Source organism: Burkholderia pyrrocinia (assembly GCF_003330765.1).
Classification (GTDB): Bacteria; Pseudomonadota; Gammaproteobacteria; order Burkholderiales; family Burkholderiaceae; genus Burkholderia; species Burkholderia pyrrocinia_B.
This window is the reverse complement of record NZ_CP024903.1, coordinates 1,729,013-1,745,371: the sequence shown is the minus strand read 5'-3', so window position 1 is coordinate 1,745,371 and position 16,359 is coordinate 1,729,013. Positions and strand designations below refer to the sequence as shown.

Here is a 16,359-nt window from a genome sequence, read left to right as displayed (position 1 = left end):
GCACTTTCAACGGACGGAAAGTTGCGTGCGCGCCGGCACGGCGATAGCGCGTCGAATTGCGTCGAATTGCAACTACACGCGATGCAGCCAGCCGAGCCAGTGTTCGAGCAGCGGCGCGCGTGCCCACAACGACTGCGCGAGCCACAGCGTGCCGCCCCATGCGGCGGCCACCACGATCAGGTCGCAATGCCCGCTGTTCCAGAGGTTGAGCGAGTGACGCCGCCAGATCCACGGCACGCCGAGCGGGTTCGGCCAGTCGGCGAGCAGGTGCATCACGCCGCCGCACGCGAAGCCGAACAGCGGCGCGGCCCACAGTGGATGCGGATGGTGGATGAGCCCGTGCCACCCGAGCGCGAGCAGCGCGATCCAGCCGATGCCCCAGTGCGTGACGGTGCGGTGCGTGATCCACAGGCGGCGCTTGCGGCTCCACCATGCGACTTCGAGCCAGTCGGGCGCGGTGCCGCCCGCGACGCCGGCCGCGAACGCGGCGAGCAGGCCCGCGTGCCACGGGCCCGTGGCGCCGGTCTGCGCAACGAGGACGGCGGCGGCGACGCCGGCCGCGAAGCCGGACGCATGATGCGCGTTGTGTGATGCCATAGGGAGCGAGACGAAAAAACGTGAAGCAGCGCGTGATCGAAAGAAAATGATGCGGCGCGAAAGCGGGGCGCTATCTTCTCAGATCGGCCTGCGCAGCGGGTGGTTCGTCCGCAGATTTTTTGCGTATGCTGCGTTGCAGGCAGCGCAGTTTGCAACTTTCCGATTTGTGCATTGCGCGATGACGCGTGCGGCATGCAATTTCGACCGATCCGCGTGCGTGCTTCGGCACCGCCGCGTGACCGGGCTACATAACCGGCACGCATTCGTGGCGTGCCGCGTGTTCGACCCTTTTTGTCCCCCTATACTACGAAATCGGCATATGGCCGTCGGCGCGCCAGCGGCTGTAAGCGGATCAGGTGCTTTTCCTGCCTGAAGGAGATCCACATGGGGGACATGCAATGACTACGCTGAATCGCTTCAAATCATCCGCCGTCGTGCTTGCGACGGTGGCCGGCATCGGTTTCCTGCCGAACGCACCCGTCTATGCGAAAGGTCCGCAGCCGGCGGTCCTGACGAGCTCGGCGGTCGCGGTGGCCGACAAGTACAGCGCGGATGCCGCGGAGCGGATCTTCAAGGAAGGCGGCAACGCGATCGACGCGGCCGTCGCGATCGCATTCACGCTCGCCGTCACGTACCCCGAAGCCGGCAACATCGGCGGCGGCGGCTTCATGACGATCTACAAGGACGGCAAGCCGTACTTCATCGACTACCGCGAGCGCGCGCCGCTCGCCGCGACGAAGGACATGTACCTCGACAAGGACGGCAACGTCGTCAAGGGCATGAGCCTGTATGGCCCGCGCGCGGTGGGCGTGCCGGGCACGGTCGCGGGCATGTGGGAAGCGCAGAAGCGCTTCGGCAAGCTGAAGTGGAAGCAGGTGCTTGCGCCGGCGATCCACTATGCGCGCGACGGCTTCGTCGTCGACGAACAACTGGCGCAGCGCGGCGTCGACGCGTCGAAGGAGTTCGGCGGCAAGACCAACTTCGACAAGCACTTCTCCGGGTTGAAGGCCGGCGCGAACTTCAAGCAGCCCGACCTCGCCGACGTGCTCACGCGGATCTCGAACGATGGCGCGGAGGGTTTCTACAAGGGCAAGACGGCCGAGCTGATCGCCGCGTCGATGAAGACCGGCGACGGCAACGGGCTGATCACCACCGAGGATCTCGCGCAATACCGCGCGGTGTGGCGCCAGCCGGTGCAGGCGAAGTGGAACGGCTATGACGTGATCACCGCGCCGCCCCCGAGCTCGGGCGGCATCGGCCTCGTGCAGCTGCTGAAGATGAAGGCCGACCTCAAGCAGGACTTCGAGGGCGTGAAGCTCAACTCGCCGCAATATGTCCACCTCGTCGCGGAAATCGAGAAGCGCGTGTTCGCCGATCGCGCGCAGTATCTCGGCGATCCCGACTTCTACAAGGTGCCGATCGCGCAGCTGACCGCCGACGCGTACATCGCGAAGCGCGCCGCCGAAGTCAACCCGAAGGAGCCGTCGGACACGAAGAGCGTGCAGCCGGGCCTCGGCACGACGATGCCGGAGAAGGCGGAAACGACGCACTTCTCGGTGGTCGACAAGTGGGGCAACGCGGTGTCGAACACGTACACGATCAACGGCTATTTCGGCTCGGGCGTGGTCGCCGACGGCACGGGCATCGTGCTGAACGACGAGATGGACGACTTCTCCGCGAAGCCGGGCGTCGCGAACATGTTCGGCGTGGTCGGCAGCGACGCGAACGCGATCGAACCGAAGAAGCGCCCGCTGTCGTCGATGTCGCCGACGATCATGACCCGGGACGGCAAGGTGTCGCTCGTGATCGGCACGCCGGGCGGCTCGCGGATCTTCACGTCGATCTTCCAGGTGATCAACAACATCTACGACTTCAAGATGCCGTTGAAGGAAGCGGTCGGCGCGATGCGCTTCCATCACCAGCTGCTGCCGCCGAACACGATCTTCTGGGAGCCGTACCACCCGATCGAAGGCGAACTCGCGAAGCAGATCGAGGCGCGCGGCTATACGCTGAAGGGCCAGGACTTCAGCGGCGACATCCAGGTGATCAAGATCGACGGCAAGACGCCGGAGGCGATGGCCGACCCGCGCGGACGTGGCGTGACGCGGATCATCCACTGACGTGAAGTGACGCGTGCGCGTTTGCGACAGCGGCCGCGCACGCCGTTCCGCAGCCGGGCGTTCGGGCCCGGCTGCGGAACGCGCTCAGGGGGCAGTCCGGATGAATCCGGCGATCCGGGCCGCAACCGCTTCGGGCGCATCCTCGAAGCAGTAGTGCCCGACGCCCGCCAGCCGCTCGACAGGCGCGGACGGAAACAGCGCGGTAAAGAGCGGCAGGAAGTGTTCGGCGCCGAGCGTTCGATCGGCGTCTCCCCAGATCGCGAGCGCGGGTGTTGCGCGTATCGTGCGGATCGCCGCCGCATCGGGTTCCTCGAACCGGTGCATGCCGGCGGCAAACCCCCGTGCCCATCCGATCGCGCCGAGACAGTCGGCCGGTTGCGCGAACGGCGCACCGTATGCGGCGATCCACGCGTCGGTGATGATCGCGTGATTCTCGAAGCCGTTGAGCTTCAGCGTGCTCAGGATGTTGAAGCCGAGCTGCCCGAGCACCGTTTCGAGCGTACCGTCCGCCGCCGTGCGCATGATCCACTGGAACCACGGCGCATCGCGACCGTTCGCGGTCAGGCGCTCGACAAGGTCGGGCTGGCCGAACGGCGTCGGGCCGTTCGCCGACACGATGCGCCGGATGCGGGCCGGATGCCGCGCGGCGAGCCCCATGCCGACCGGCCCGCCGAAGTCGTGCATCACGAGCGTCACGCGATCGAGGTCGAGCGCGAGTACGAAACGCTCGAGGTTGTCGATATGGTCCTGTAGCCAGTAGCTGCGGTCCTGCGGCGTTGCGCTTTTGCCGAACCCCATGTGATCGGGGACGACGACGCGATGCGTTGGACTCAACGCCGCAACCAGATGGCGGAACAGATAACCCCAGGTGGGTTCGCCATGCAGGCACAGGACGGTTTCGCCGTCGCGCGGGCCTTCGTCCACGTAGTGCATCCGGAAGCCGGATGCATCGTCGAAATGCGGGGTGAATGGAAAGGTGCCGTCGAACGTGGCGTCGGACCGGATCATCGAGCGCTCCTTCGGGTAGTCGGATCATTTGGTTTCAAGTTGAAACTGGATGGAAGCGTAGACCATGAGGTTTCAAGTTGCAACCGAAGGAATGACCCGACGGCTGCTGAATGGCGAAGTCGGCTGCGCGCGATTAAGCAATGGAATGGGACCGTGCCTGGATCTGTCGCTCTAAAGTTGTGAATCTGTGCGCCAATTCGGGCCGCTAAATCAGTTCCGTTCATCGATCGCGAACAGTCGGGCTCGCGCGATTGATCTTTTGGCAAATAGGTTTTATATTGAAACCGTTTAATTTAACGGAACCGACTGCCGTTCGGCCCGCATTCCGGGAGCGGCATCGCCAAGCGCATCGATGAACAGACGAACCACGCACGAGGATTCCCCATGCGGCGTTGCCCGCCCGCTGGATGCGATCGGCGACTGGTGGTCGCTGCTGATCGTCCGCGACGCGTTCGACGGGCTGCGCCGGTTCGGCGAGTTCCAGAAGAACCTCGGCCTTGCGAAGAACATCCTGGCGGCGCGCCTGCGCAACCTGGTCGCGCACGGGATCATGGACATCGTGCCGGCCGCGGACGGTGGCGCGCATCACGAATACGTGCTGACCGAGAAGGGGCGCGGTCTGTTTCCGCTGCTTGTCGCGCTGCGGCAATGGGGCGAGGATTTCTGTTTCGAACCGGACGAGGCGCACGTGCTGCTCGTTGACAGGAGGACCGGGCTGCCGGTCAGGAAACTGGAGCTTCGGTCGCAGGACGGGCGCGTGCTCGGGCCGGAGGACACGGTCGTGCTGCCGCCGCCTGATTGACGTAACGACGCACACCGACGCGCTCGGCCAGTGTGCTGCTCGCGTTCCGCTTCTGACGGGCATGACAGGCGTTTTTCATCAATTTGACGCGCGACACTGGGATAATGCCGGAGTTTGGATGCGTCAATGATGGAAGGAGGCCCCATGGGCGACAACGATACCCGCACCGAGACCGACAACCGCACCGATCTGGCATCGATGGAAGAGCGTCAGCGCCGATTCGAGGAAGATCTCGTCGACGCATATGACGAAGAGCTCGAGATGGAGCTCGACGACCGCCGCTTCGACAGCGACGAGGAGCTGCTGTTCTCGCCGGAGCGTCGCGAGGCGCGCAAGGAATATTTCCGCGAGTTGTTCCGGCTGCAGGGCGAGCTCGTGAAGCTGCAGGACTGGGTCGTGACCACCGGGCACCGGCTGGTCGTCATTTTCGAGGGGCGCGACGCGGCAGGCAAGGGCGGCGCGATCAAGCGCATCACGCAGCGGCTGAACCCGCGTGTCTGCCGGGTGGCCGCGTTGCCCGCGCCGAACAACCGGGAGCGCACGCAATGGTACTTCCAGCGCTACGTCGCGCACCTGCCGGCCGGCGGCGAGATCGTGCTGTTCGACCGCAGCTGGTACAACCGTGCGGGCGTCGAGCGCGTGATGAATTTCTGTACCGACGACGAGTACGAGGAGTTTTTCCGTTCGGTACCCGAGTTCGAAAAGATGCTCGTGCGCAGCGGGATCCAGATCGTCAAGTACTGGTTCTCGATCACCGATCATGAACAGGAGCTGCGCTTCCAGAGCCGGATCCTGGATCCGCTCAAGCAGTGGAAGCTGAGCCCGATGGACCTCGAAAGCCGTCGCCGCTGGGAGGCCTATACGGCCGCGAAGGAAGAGATGCTGCAGCGCACGCATATTCCCGAGGCGCCGTGGTGGGTCGTGCAGGCGGTCGACAAGAAGCGCGCGCGGCTGAACTGCATCCACCACCTGCTGAACCAGGTGCCGTATCACGAGGTGCCGCGCCCGACGATCGATCTGCCGCAGCGCGAGCATCACGAGGATTACATTCGCCGTCCGGTGCCGGACACCATGATCGTGCCGGATACCTACTGACGCCGGCATTCATCCGGTGTGCGCGCCGCGCGGGCGGCGCGCTTGCCGGCTCGGGGCCGGCCATGCGGGGAAAGGCAGGCGCTTCGCCCGCGCGTCACAGCACCGGAAAGCCCGCCCGCCCTTGCGTCAGATCGAACAGTTCGGTTCTCGCATCGGCCTCGGCCGTCTCCGGCAGCTTGATCACGAGTTTCACCGTCATCCCGTACGCGCTGTCCACCAGTTCATACCCGGCCTGCTCGACCCAGCGGCGCACGCGCGCCTCCTCGGGGTAGCCGATCTCGATCGCGAGCCGCGTCTGGCGGATGCGCTCGACGCGCTCGGCATCGAGCAGCGCCGACGCGATCGCATCCGTGTACGCGCGCACCAGCCCGCCCGCGCCGAGCTTCACGCCGCCGTAGTAACGCACCACCGCGCCCAGCACGCCGTCGAGATCGTGATGGCGCAGCACTTCGAGGATCGGCCGACCCGCGGTGCCCGACGGCTCGCCGTCATCCGACATGCCCGACTGGCCGCCCGCCAGCAGCGCCCAGCAGACGTGGGTGGCCGTCGGATGTTCGTTGCGCAGGCGTTGCAGGACCTGCATCGCGGCGTCGCGGTCGTCGACGGGAATCGCGAACGCGATGAAACGGCTTTTGCGGATCTCGATTTCGGTCGTGCGGGGAGCGGATAGGGTGTAGGTCACGTTGATCGTCAGGGGCAAGCACGATCGATGCAATCGCCTGCCCGTATTTCGGGTGTTGTCTGGTTCGGCCGCGGCGGACGCGCGGCGCGTGTCGAAGCATACCGCGTGCGACGCGGGAGGGCGGCGAAACGTGCTGCGAACGGGCTTCCGTTCGGCATCCGGCGCCGATGCCGATCCGTCGATGCCGCGCAGCGTCAGCGCATGCCGACCGACGACCGAAGCGCCGTGCCCAGCGTGCGCAGTGCCTGCCGGGCCCGCGCATCGGTCGCGCTCGAGTAGACCACCACGTCGCGCGTCGACCGCCATGCGGCGCACGCTGCAGGGCTCAGCCTGCGTCGTGAGCCGCAGCGGTTGCGGCGGATGGTACTCGAAATCGGCCGCCGCCATCCAGCCGAACGACTCCGACAGGATGGTTTCGCCGTCGAGCCGCTGGCTGTCGTGCTGCAGCGCGACGGCGGCGTCGCGTTGACCGCGGTCGATCGTCGGGGCACCGCTAACTGCGCGATGCCGATGCGATTGCCGGCTGGCCTCGTGGTTGCCGCGCATCTGGCAGGCGTGGCGGCGGGGATCGTCGCGATCGCCGCGCTGGCGACATTGCTGGCGCTGCTGTTCCGGTAAAGATTGTCGGCGGATGGGCAAACGCGGGGGAGCCGGGGATGACATGCCCGGCTCCCCCGTCGGTTCATCGCCGATCAGTTACCCTGCAGCCGGATATCGCGCGACGACGCGCCGACATACACCGTTCCGCCCGGCACAACCCGCCAGCCGTTGTGCGACGTATCCCACACGCTCTGCATCCGCGGTGACACGGTGACGCGCACATGCCGCGCTTCGCCCGGATTCAGCCGGATCTTCTCCCAGCCGACCAGCCGCTTCGGCGGCTCGTCCTTGTACGGCACGCCGAGGTAGACCTGCGGCGTTTCCGCACCGGCGACGCGCCCGTCGTTGCGCACGGTAAACGCGACGCTCAGTGAGCCGTCCCATTGCCGCGACACCGACAGCCCCGAATACGCGAAGTGCGTATACGACAGCCCGTAGCCGAACTCGAACATCGGCTTGAGGTTGCGCGCGTCATACCAGCGATAGCCCATGTTCAGCTTCTCCGCGTAGACGGGATCGTTGTCGAACGCGCCGTTTTGCCCCCAGGTCGGCGAATCCTGGTCGCGCGCGGGGAACGTGACGGGCAGCTTGCCGGACGGATTGACCGCGCCGAACAGCACGTTCGCGATCGCCTTGCCGCCGGCTTCGCCCGGATACCACGCCTCGACGATCGCGGACACCTGATCCTTCCACGGCATCAGCACCGGATTGCCGCTCTGGACCACGACGATCGTATGCGGATTCGCACGCGCGACGGCTTCGACGAGCGCATCCTGGTTCGACGGGTTCGCGAGGCTCAGGCTCTGCAGGTCGCCGAAATCCTCGCCGGCCGGCTGCGCGACCACGACGATCGCGACATCCGAGCGGCCCGCGAGCGCCGCGGCCTGGTCGATCTCCTGCTGCGTATACGCGCGGAACGGCGACTGCTGGTCGCTGTTGCCCGCGTACGTGACCTGCGCGGCCGGTGCGAGCGCGCGGATCGCCGCGACGATCGGCACGTCGACCTTCAGCCACGGATTGCGCCACCAGCTGCAGCCCGTCGACGCGCCGAACGTCAGGCCACCGCAGCCCGCGAACGAACCCGTCACCGGGTCACGCGTGTTGCCCGAGCCGCCGCCCGACAGCACGGCCGCATCGGCATGGCCGCCGATCACGGCGATATGCGACAGCGCCGACGCGGCAAGCGGCAACTGGTTGCCGTCGTTCTTCAGCAGTACGATCGACTGTTCGGAGGCCGCCTGCGCGAACCGGTTCGCGGCCGCGAAATCGATCGTGCCGCCGCCCCTGGCCGGATCGTCCATCACGCCGACGCGGATCATCACGGCGAGCTTGCGGCGCACCATGTCATCGAGGCGGGCGGTCGACACCGAGCCGTTCGCGATCGCCTGCTTGACGGCCGCCGGCGTCAGGTACACGGTCGGCCCGACGTCTTCTTCCTCGTCGAGCCCGGCGTTGATCGAGGCGGCAGTGCTGTGCGCGGCGCCCCAGTCGGACTGCACCTGGCCCTGGAAGCCCCATTCGTTCTTCAGCACGTCGTTCAGCAGGTGATTGTTTTCGCACGCGTACGTACCGTTCAGGCGGTTGTAGCTGCACATCACGCTGCCCGGCCGCCCGCGCTTCGCGGCGATCTCGAACGGCAGCAGGTAGAGCTCGCGCAGCGTGCGTTCGTCGATCTGCGTGTTGCCGCCCATCCGGCCGTGCTCCTGTTCGTTGCCGGCATAGTGCTTGATGGTTGCGATGACTTTCTGCCGTTGCGTGGCGAGCGTGCGTTCGGCGAGCAGGTCGCCGGCGAGCAGCGGATCCTCGCCGAGATACTCGAACAGGCGGCCGCCGCGCGGCTCGCGCGCGAGATTGGTGCCGCCGGCGAGGCCCATGCCGAACCCTTGCGCGCGCAACTGGATCGCGACCTGCTTGCCGTAGTCGTACGACAGGCGGCGATCCCAGCTCGCGGCGACGGCGATCGTCGCGGGGAACGTCGTGCTGGCCTGCGACGTGCTGCCGGAACCCGTCGCCGAATCGACCATGTTGAGATCGGGAATGCCGAGCCGCGGCACGCCCTGGATGTAGCCGGCGCCGCCGCCCGGCACCTTCGACATTTCGTATTGCGAATGAATGAATTGAAGTTTTTCGTCGAGCGTCATCTTGCGCACGAGCAGGTCGGCGCGCCGTTGTGCGGCGGCCGACGCGAACGCATCGGTGGCGTCGCCCTGCGAGTTGAAGTCGGCGTTGCCCGCGTAGGCGGTGGTGCAGAGGGTCGCTGCCAGCACGACGGCCGGCCAGAATGTGTCCCGCATGTTGCTCTCCATGATCGTATTGCCGGTTGTTCGGATGATGTCTGGAGCTGCGCACGTCCGGTGGTTCGCACCGGACGTATTCGGCTGGCGATACAGGGTGGTTGCGCGTCGGCATGCCAGGCCAGGCGGGGAATCGTTACGGCCGGTTGGGCTCGACCGGCTAACGTGGGCGGCGCCGCACAGGCCGCCCGACGCTGCCGAATCGGATGTAGCGATTCTCTGCTGCGACTAATGGTATGAATGTAGTTTGACTACAGCATCGGTGTTTCTACCGATACGTACGATCTTTATTCGGCATGGTTGCGTGACGTGGCCGAAAGACGGTCATCGTTCCCGATCGCGCATGCGTGGCGGGGTAAGAAGTACCTGGGTACAAGCGTTTGTGCGGGGGCAATGCGTTGGTGAAGAGGGCGGCTGGTTGAGCGGTTTTTTGAGGCGCGATCCCATGTTCGTATGAAGATAGGTTTTGGGTGGGGTTGCTCACATACACGCTGCGCCAGACAGTGTCCAATCCAGTATTGCCGCGTGAGCGGCCCTGCCGGAGCACGACCGGCAGGGCGGCGCCGGTGCGGACCGTCCAATATTGTCTCGGGCGACGTTCGAGACGGCAATGCATAGGCGAGTCGGTGCGCAGCACTTTGTCGTGAGGCGCGCTGGTCGACAGGATGCAGACAAGCGCGACGAAGAGCCGCTCATGATGAACTGCACGGAATGACGTGTGGGGCAAGGGAAGTGCGGCAATGCAACGCGAGCCGTGCCGGCAAGCGTAATGCGGTAGTCCGTCGCGTTGGGCGGGTTCCTGCACAGTTTGGAAAGATGCGATGTCAACTACTACACAAAAGGAATCGAGGCTCGGTCTACCGCGACTGCGCGTGGTGGCGGCGGTGACCGTGTGTGCGCTGAGTGCGTGTGCATTTGCGCCAGGCATGACATATCAGGCGCCGGCCGAACGCGACGCGAATGCGCGCGTGGGCGTCGCCGCATCGGGCTCGGGTGGCCTCGACGGCGTGCAGAACGTGTCGAGCGAGGACCTGATCGAGATCACGCCTGCGTTCGTCGAACAGCAGCACGCCGGGCATTCCGCCAGCGTCGACGCTGAAGTCCGGCACCTGTTCGGCACGCCGAAGGCATACGTGATCGGCCCCGGCGACGTGCTGAACATCGTCGTGTGGGATCACCCGGAACTGAGCCTGCCCACGGCCCAGACGACGAACGGCGACAATATCGGCACCAACTCGGTTGCGGCGGGCTACACGGTCGATGCGAGCGGTAACGTGCAGTTCGCGTACGCGGGCCTCGTCCGCGTAGCGGGGCTGACCGAGGCGGAGGCGCGCGCGGCATTGACCCGACGGCTGGGCGAATACGTGCGCAAGCCACAGATTGCGCTGCGGATCCAGGCGTATCGCAGCAAGCGCGTCTATCTCGACGGCGAAGTGCGCACGCCGGGGCTGCAGATCGTCAACGACATGCCGATGACGCTGCCCGAGGCGATCGATCGCGCGGGCGGCTTCACGACCGGCGCTGATCGTTCGCAAGTCTCGGTGACACGCGGTGGCAAGACGGTGAACGTGAGCCTGCCGGCAATGATTGCGGCAGGCGTCAACCCGTCGAACATCCTGCTGCGCGACGGCGATCTGGTGCGCGTGCGCGCGGCGAGCGACGCGAAGGTGTTCGTGCTCGGCGAGGTGTCGCGTCCGGCGACGCTGACGTTGACCGACGGACGGATGAGCCTGGGCGAAGCGCTCGGCGACACGGGCGGCGTGAGCCAGTACACGTCGGACGCGCGGCAGATCTACGTGGTGCGCCGCGGGCCAGGCAACCGACCGCAGGTCTATCACCTGGACGGGCGTGCACCGGCATCGTACGCGCTCGCCGACCAGTTCGCGCTCGAGCGTCGCGACGTCGTATTCGTCGATGCGTCATCGCTGGTGCGCTGGAGCCGCGTCGTGAACCTGCTGATTCCGTCTGCGGCGCAGGGCGCGCTGACTTCCCGAGCCGTGACGCCGTGAACTCCGTTTCGAATGTCGCGATCGCGACTTTTCACATGCCTGCCGGAGCGATGCCGGTCGAATTCTTCATCCCGGCTTGACCCGTGCGACGGTGAGGCGGCAAGTATTGAAATTGTAATGTGGCGTACGAAATACGTCAGGTTTGAATGATCTACTACCCGTGGACATTCGAGCGGGGCCGTCTGCCTGACGCATCGAGGTCATCCGGCGTGAAAAATGGTGATATGACGGAGTGCGAATTAAGAACATTCTCAAAACCAGTCTCAACCTCGAAGAGCCCGCGGATCGGGGTGGTCCTCGGCGAATGCTCGCGCGTCATACGCGCGCCTCTCTTCGCTCACGCGAGCAATGATCGACCCCTTGCCCCATGGCCAGCGGCAAGCATGCATTGAAAATCCGGCCTGTCAGACACTTAGAAAAAGGACCAAACCATGACACCCATCCAGTTCGATGGATGCGTCGGTTGGCTGCACGAGGGCAATCGACCACATGGCATCGTCATTTGCGAGCCGCTTGGCCATGAGGCGCTTTGGCTCCACAAACTTGTGCGCTCACTCGCCGAGCATCTTGCCGACCGTGGCTTCCCGGTGCTGCGCTTTCACTATCCGGCGAGCGGCGATTCGCTTGGCGACGAACAGGATTCCGAACGCTTCGACCACATGCTTGCGAGCATCCGGCATGCGGTTCAGACGTTGCACGAACGCGCCGCGCTGGACAGCCTGACGCTCGTTGGCGTGCGTGCCGGGGCGGCATTTGCGCTCCTCGCGGCGGATGGTATACCCGGGCTCACGCGTTTCGTCGCACTTGCGCCCGTTGTACGTGGCCGCAGCTACGTGCGCGAACTTTCCCTCGTCGCGCAACGTTGGCTCGATAACATGCCACCGACCGTGCAGAATGCGGTTCGCGACGAACAGCCGTTCAATGTACTCGGCCACGCATATCCCGACGATCTCGTCGTCGCGCTCCGGCGCATCGACCTGTGCCATGCTGCCGGCCAGATGCGTACGTTGCCGGCACGCGCGTTGCTCATCGATGCGCCGTATGGCGACAGTCCTGCGCTATCGGACGCGCTGGAGGCACGCGGCGTCGCGGTGAGCATCCACACGTGTTCGGACTGGGCGGTCGCCATGCGGGAACCACACTGGTCGCGGCTGCCCGATGCGTTGCTCGACACGATCGCTAACTGGATCGACGACGGTCCTGACGCAGCCGTTCGCTCCTTCGCGCAACGCCCTGTGTCCGGCATCGTACTGGCCGGTAACGGCAGCGTCGAACGCGTGATTCGCGTGGGGCCACACCAACTGGTCGGAGTGCTGTGCGAACCGTCTGGCGACACCGTGCGCGCCGCTGCACCCACACTGCTGATTGCCAATACGGCCGCAAATCCGCGTATCGCTGACGGGCGGCTTGCCGTTCGGCTGGCCCGGTCGCTCGCGGCGCTCGGCATCCGCAGCCTGCGCATCGATTCGAGCGGCATTGGAGACAGCAGCCCGCGTGCACGCGACGACCAATCAGACATTCCGTATTCGGACCAGATGATTGTCGACATGATTTCCGCCGCACGTTGGCTGAAAGAAGCGGGGCACCACAGGATAGTCGCGTTCGGAATCTGTTCCGGTGCGTACGCATCGCTTCATGCCGCCGCGCGTGGTCCGTTCGCCGGCGTGATCGCGGTCAATCTCCCGGTTTTTGTATGGCCGCGCGGAGAGACGCTGGCGAATGTATTCCATAACCAGACCAATTCGATGCGCGGCTACGTTGCGTCATTGCGCAGCGTCGACAAGTGGCGCCGCCTGCTGCTCGAAGGTCGCGATCTGCGTCCGGTACTGCGTGCGCTATTCCGGTTCCTCGCGGATTTCATGACAGTGCCGATCAGGCGCCTCATGGAGCATGTCGGCAGGGGGCCGGGCAAGGACACGCCACGGGGATTGCTGCGTGACATGTCTGCGCGCGGCATCCGGACGCATCTCATCTACGGCACGTTCGATCCGGGCGTCGATACACTGGTCCGGCATTTCGGTCCCGTGTCCTGCGCGCTCGCGCACTTGCCGAATGTATCGGTCGACCTGCAGGACGCACTCGATCATTCGCTGAACGGCAACACCGCCGCGCAATATGTCATAGACCGCTGCGGCGCGCTGCTCGCCTGCTGGCGTGCGCCGGCAGAGCTCGCCGCGACCGCGGAAACAAAAACGAAACCGAACCGCGCAACGCCGTAGCATTCGGGCAAGCGCCTCACCAGGTCAAACGCGGCGGGCCGACGTGTCGGAGAGGGCCGGACGACTGGCAGGATTCCGCTGAACGGGACGGATCACGCGCTGGTGCGCCGGCAACCTGTTTGAAACCGTCCGAAAGTAACCGCGCGAACAGATCCCTGGTTTTCGACACATTATCGTGGCGGTGTCTATCGCTTGCGTCGCCCGTTTTCGACGGCGTCGGCGCCATGAGGCCCCTCAGGAATGTTGATGCAACGAAATCGCCGTGGATGCCGAAAAATGACCAAACGCTACGCTCCGCAGGCGACGCGCCAAATAGGTCCGTCGTGATGCGTGTGTTGGTCATCAACGACTTCGTTCGCAAGGGTGGTGCCGAGGAGGTGTACCGGGTGTCCGTCGACGTGCTTCGCGCACGCAACGACGTTGTGGTCGAAACATTCGATGAGCACACACTGTCCGATATTGAAAATAGTCAGCGTGTGCGTGCGTGGTCGCCTGCCGCTGCACGTGCTCTCGTCGCACTGCTCGAGCGATTTCGTCCGCAACGGATCCTCGTGCACAATTATCACAATCTGCTGTCGAGTGCGATCCTGCCCGTGCTCGCCCGCTACAAGCGGCGCTCGGGATGTGGCTTATACATGACCGCGCACGACTACCATCTCGTGTTTTACAACCCGAGCCTGCTTGTCTATTCCCGCGGACGCGCGCAACCGTTGTCGCTCGACCAGTTGCGTCGCGGCAGGCGTATCGTCTTCACCGCCAGTCCGCGCGGCTTTCTTCACGACGTCGCGAAGAAGTTGCATTGGCACGCAGTCAATGCGCTTTTTGACCCGCTTGGCCTGTTCGACGAGATCCTCTGTCCGAGTCCGTTCATGCGCGACCTGATCGCGCGATGCGGTCGAACACCCGCCACGCTTCTGCCGAACCCGATTGACGCAACGCTGGTTCCGTGTCCGCCGAAGCCAGCGAAAGGCGATCGTCTTGATCTGGCGTTCGTCGGTCGTCTGGAGGCGGACAAGGGCCTGGCTCCGCTTCTTGCGCTTATGGCGGAATCGGCCGGCGATGCGATTGCGTCGCTCACGGTCTACGGCGACGGGCCGGAACGGAGCAGCCTCGAGAAACATCACGCGACACTCGTCGAATCGGGGAGGCTGCGGTTCGCCGGACGTCTCGATCACGCAACGCTTTTCGCTGTGCTGCCAACGCACGATGCCCTCGTAATGCCGTCGATCTGGGTGGAAAACGCGCCCCTTGTGATCGTCGAAGCAGCGATGCTCGGCCTGCCGGCGCTGGTGCACGACATCGGAAGCCTGTCGACATTCGGCGACGAGATCGGCAACAAGATTCGCTACCGGAGTACGCCCGAAGACTTCGTACGCGCACTCACCGAACTGCGTGCGCACCTCGACAACGAAAATCGTCAGTACGACTGGTCGCGTTACTCGGTCGACTGCTATGCGTCGTCGCTGTATGCCGTACTCGGCATCGTCGTGGATGTACCGCGCACGTGGGCACATTGACAGTCGGCGCACTGTTCACTCTCAGCCCAGAAAGCACGATGATCGCCGTTCGAAAAAACTTCGCTTTGTTGTTTACGTTGCAAATCTCGACTTATCTCGTGCCGCTCGTCACGTTGCCACTCCTGACGCGTGTGCTCGGCCCCCAACAGTACGGACGGCTGTCGTTCGTGCTCGCGGTTACAACGTATTTCATCAACCTGGCGAATTACAGTTTCGACCTGACTGCAACGCCGCGTGTCGCGCTCGCGAACGGCAGGGTGGAGCGATCCCGTATTTTCTGGACAACAGTTTGCGCCCAATGGATGATCGCCGCCGCCGGCTTCGTCGTGCTCGTAGCGCTGACCATGCTCATCCCGCATTTCGCTGCGGAACGCACGGCACTGCTGATCGGATTCGGGATGGCAATCGGTGCCGCGCTTACGCCGGGCTGGTACTTTCAGGGAATCCAGAAGTTGAGCGTATACAGTGTCACGGTGGTTGTGTACCGTGCACTCAGTGTCGCCGCCTTCTTCCTGTGGGTACGCACGCCAGGCGATCTCTTGCACGCGGTCGCCATCAACGCGGCGGTGCCGTTGCTTTGCGGGGTCACGTTGCTTGCGTACCTGTTCTTCCATCGCGAGATCGAGCGCGTGCGCGTGCGGTTCGCCGACATCGCCGCCGCCCTGAAAGGCGGTTCGCAGGTCTTCCTCGCATCGACGTCGATCTCGTTCTATGCGTCGACCAATACCGTCCTGCTGAGTATCGTCTCCGGTAACGTCGCCGCCGGCTATTTTGCCGCGGGTGACAAGCTGATTCGCGCCGCAGTCGGCCTGTTGCAGCCACTGAGGGCGGCAACCTATCCGCACATCACTCATCTGATGCATCACGCGCGTGACGAAGCGTTCGCGTTCTTGCGCAAGCTGATCGTCGTGCAGGGCGCGCTGGTGCTGGCAATGTCGGCAACGATCTATGCATGCGCGCCGATCGCCGTCCGGATCCTGTACGGCAGCTCGTTTGCGCCGACGATCGGCGTGCTGCGTTGCCTGGCCCTGGTGCCGTTCATGGCATGCATGACCGATCTCTTCGGCGTTCAAACGATGCTGCCGCTCGGCATGAAGCGCGCGTTCAGCGTCATCCTGATCTCGTCCGGTGTGCTGAACGTGACCTTGCTGCCGCCGCTTGCCACGCTGTTTGCCGAGCGCGGCGCGGCTATCGCGGTATTGATCGTCGAAACGGCCGTGGCCGTCGCGCTCGTGTATGTACTCCGTCGTGAACGGGTCGGCCTGATCAACGTGTCGGCGCGTTCGGGGTGAGGCGATTCGCGCTCTGCACACACGACGTATGTGCATCGCGGCAGCGCGATCGTCGGCTCCGAAATCCTTCCGCGCCGCTGCCACTGAAAGTGTGGGTTGTCGAACTTTTCTCCCGGTTACGCGC

General features: G+C 64.7%; 12 protein-coding genes. 8 read left to right on the top strand and 4 right to left on the bottom strand.

Features of this window, described 5'->3' with window-relative positions; translation table 11 throughout:
- Positions 1–72: 72 nt before the first annotated feature.
- The gene (locus CUJ89_RS25400) at positions 73–597 is read right to left on the bottom strand and encodes a metal-dependent hydrolase (protein WP_114180126.1); all 525 of its coding nucleotides are present in this window, start codon (positions 595–597) and stop codon (positions 73–75) included.
- Between the two features lie 398 nt (positions 598–995).
- On the opposite strand from CUJ89_RS25400, the gene ggt reads away from it, so the two are divergent.
- A complete protein-coding gene (ggt, locus tag CUJ89_RS25395; RefSeq protein ID WP_114180125.1) occupies positions 996–2,717 on the top strand; it encodes a gamma-glutamyltransferase in 1,722 nt (573 codons plus the stop codon).
- An 84-nt stretch (positions 2,718–2,801) separates the two neighbouring features.
- Here the strand turns inward: ggt and CUJ89_RS25390 are convergent, their stop codons facing one another.
- Positions 2,802–3,725, bottom strand: a complete 924-nt coding sequence (locus CUJ89_RS25390; RefSeq protein WP_114180124.1) for an alpha/beta fold hydrolase — start codon at positions 3,723–3,725, stop codon at positions 2,802–2,804.
- Positions 3,726–4,077: 352 nt separating this feature from the next.
- Between CUJ89_RS25390 and CUJ89_RS25385 the strand changes: the two genes are divergently transcribed.
- Positions 4,078–4,527, top strand: coding sequence for a winged helix-turn-helix transcriptional regulator (locus tag CUJ89_RS25385; protein WP_114180123.1), 450 nt, complete (start codon positions 4,078–4,080; stop codon positions 4,525–4,527).
- Positions 4,528–4,671: 144 nt separating this feature from the next.
- Positions 4,672–5,622: a polyphosphate kinase 2 gene (gene ppk2, locus CUJ89_RS25380; protein ID WP_114180122.1), complete on the top strand. Its 951-nt coding sequence runs from the start codon at positions 4,672–4,674 to the stop codon at positions 5,620–5,622.
- Between the two features lie 94 nt (positions 5,623–5,716).
- Here ppk2 and CUJ89_RS25375 read toward each other — a convergent pair whose 3' ends face one another.
- The gene (locus CUJ89_RS25375) at positions 5,717–6,304 is read right to left on the bottom strand and encodes an IMPACT family protein (protein WP_114181557.1); all 588 of its coding nucleotides are present in this window, start codon (positions 6,302–6,304) and stop codon (positions 5,717–5,719) included.
- A gap of 360 nt (positions 6,305–6,664) precedes the next feature.
- On the opposite strand from CUJ89_RS25375, the gene CUJ89_RS38065 reads away from it, so the two are divergent.
- Positions 6,665–6,922, top strand: a complete 258-nt coding sequence (locus CUJ89_RS38065; RefSeq protein ID WP_161556559.1) for a hypothetical protein — start codon at positions 6,665–6,667, stop codon at positions 6,920–6,922.
- 74 nt (positions 6,923–6,996) lie between these two features.
- Here the strand turns inward: CUJ89_RS38065 and CUJ89_RS25365 are convergent, their stop codons facing one another.
- Entirely contained in the window at positions 6,997–9,198 is a 2,202-nt protein-coding gene (locus tag CUJ89_RS25365; protein WP_114181556.1) for a glycoside hydrolase family 3 C-terminal domain-containing protein, read from the bottom strand.
- Positions 9,199–10,019: 821 nt separating this feature from the next.
- Here CUJ89_RS25365 and CUJ89_RS25355 point away from each other — a divergent pair.
- The 4 genes from CUJ89_RS25355 to CUJ89_RS25340 all read left to right on the top strand — a co-directional run bounded on the left by CUJ89_RS25355 (position 10,020) and on the right by CUJ89_RS25340 (position 16,235).
- The gene (locus tag CUJ89_RS25355) at positions 10,020–11,207 is read left to right on the top strand and encodes a polysaccharide biosynthesis/export family protein (RefSeq protein WP_114180120.1); all 1,188 of its coding nucleotides are present in this window, start codon (positions 10,020–10,022) and stop codon (positions 11,205–11,207) included.
- A 431-nt stretch (positions 11,208–11,638) separates the two neighbouring features.
- Positions 11,639–13,426: a serine aminopeptidase domain-containing protein gene (locus CUJ89_RS25350; protein ID WP_114180119.1), complete on the top strand. Its 1,788-nt coding sequence runs from the start codon at positions 11,639–11,641 to the stop codon at positions 13,424–13,426.
- Between the two features lie 326 nt (positions 13,427–13,752).
- Positions 13,753–14,943: a glycosyltransferase family 4 protein gene (locus tag CUJ89_RS25345; protein WP_114180118.1), complete on the top strand. Its 1,191-nt coding sequence runs from the start codon at positions 13,753–13,755 to the stop codon at positions 14,941–14,943.
- A gap of 38 nt (positions 14,944–14,981) precedes the next feature.
- Complete coding sequence (locus tag CUJ89_RS25340; protein ID WP_114180117.1) at positions 14,982–16,235, top strand: oligosaccharide flippase family protein; 1,254 nt, start codon at positions 14,982–14,984, stop codon at positions 16,233–16,235.
- The last annotated feature ends 124 nt before the right edge of the window (positions 16,236–16,359 follow it).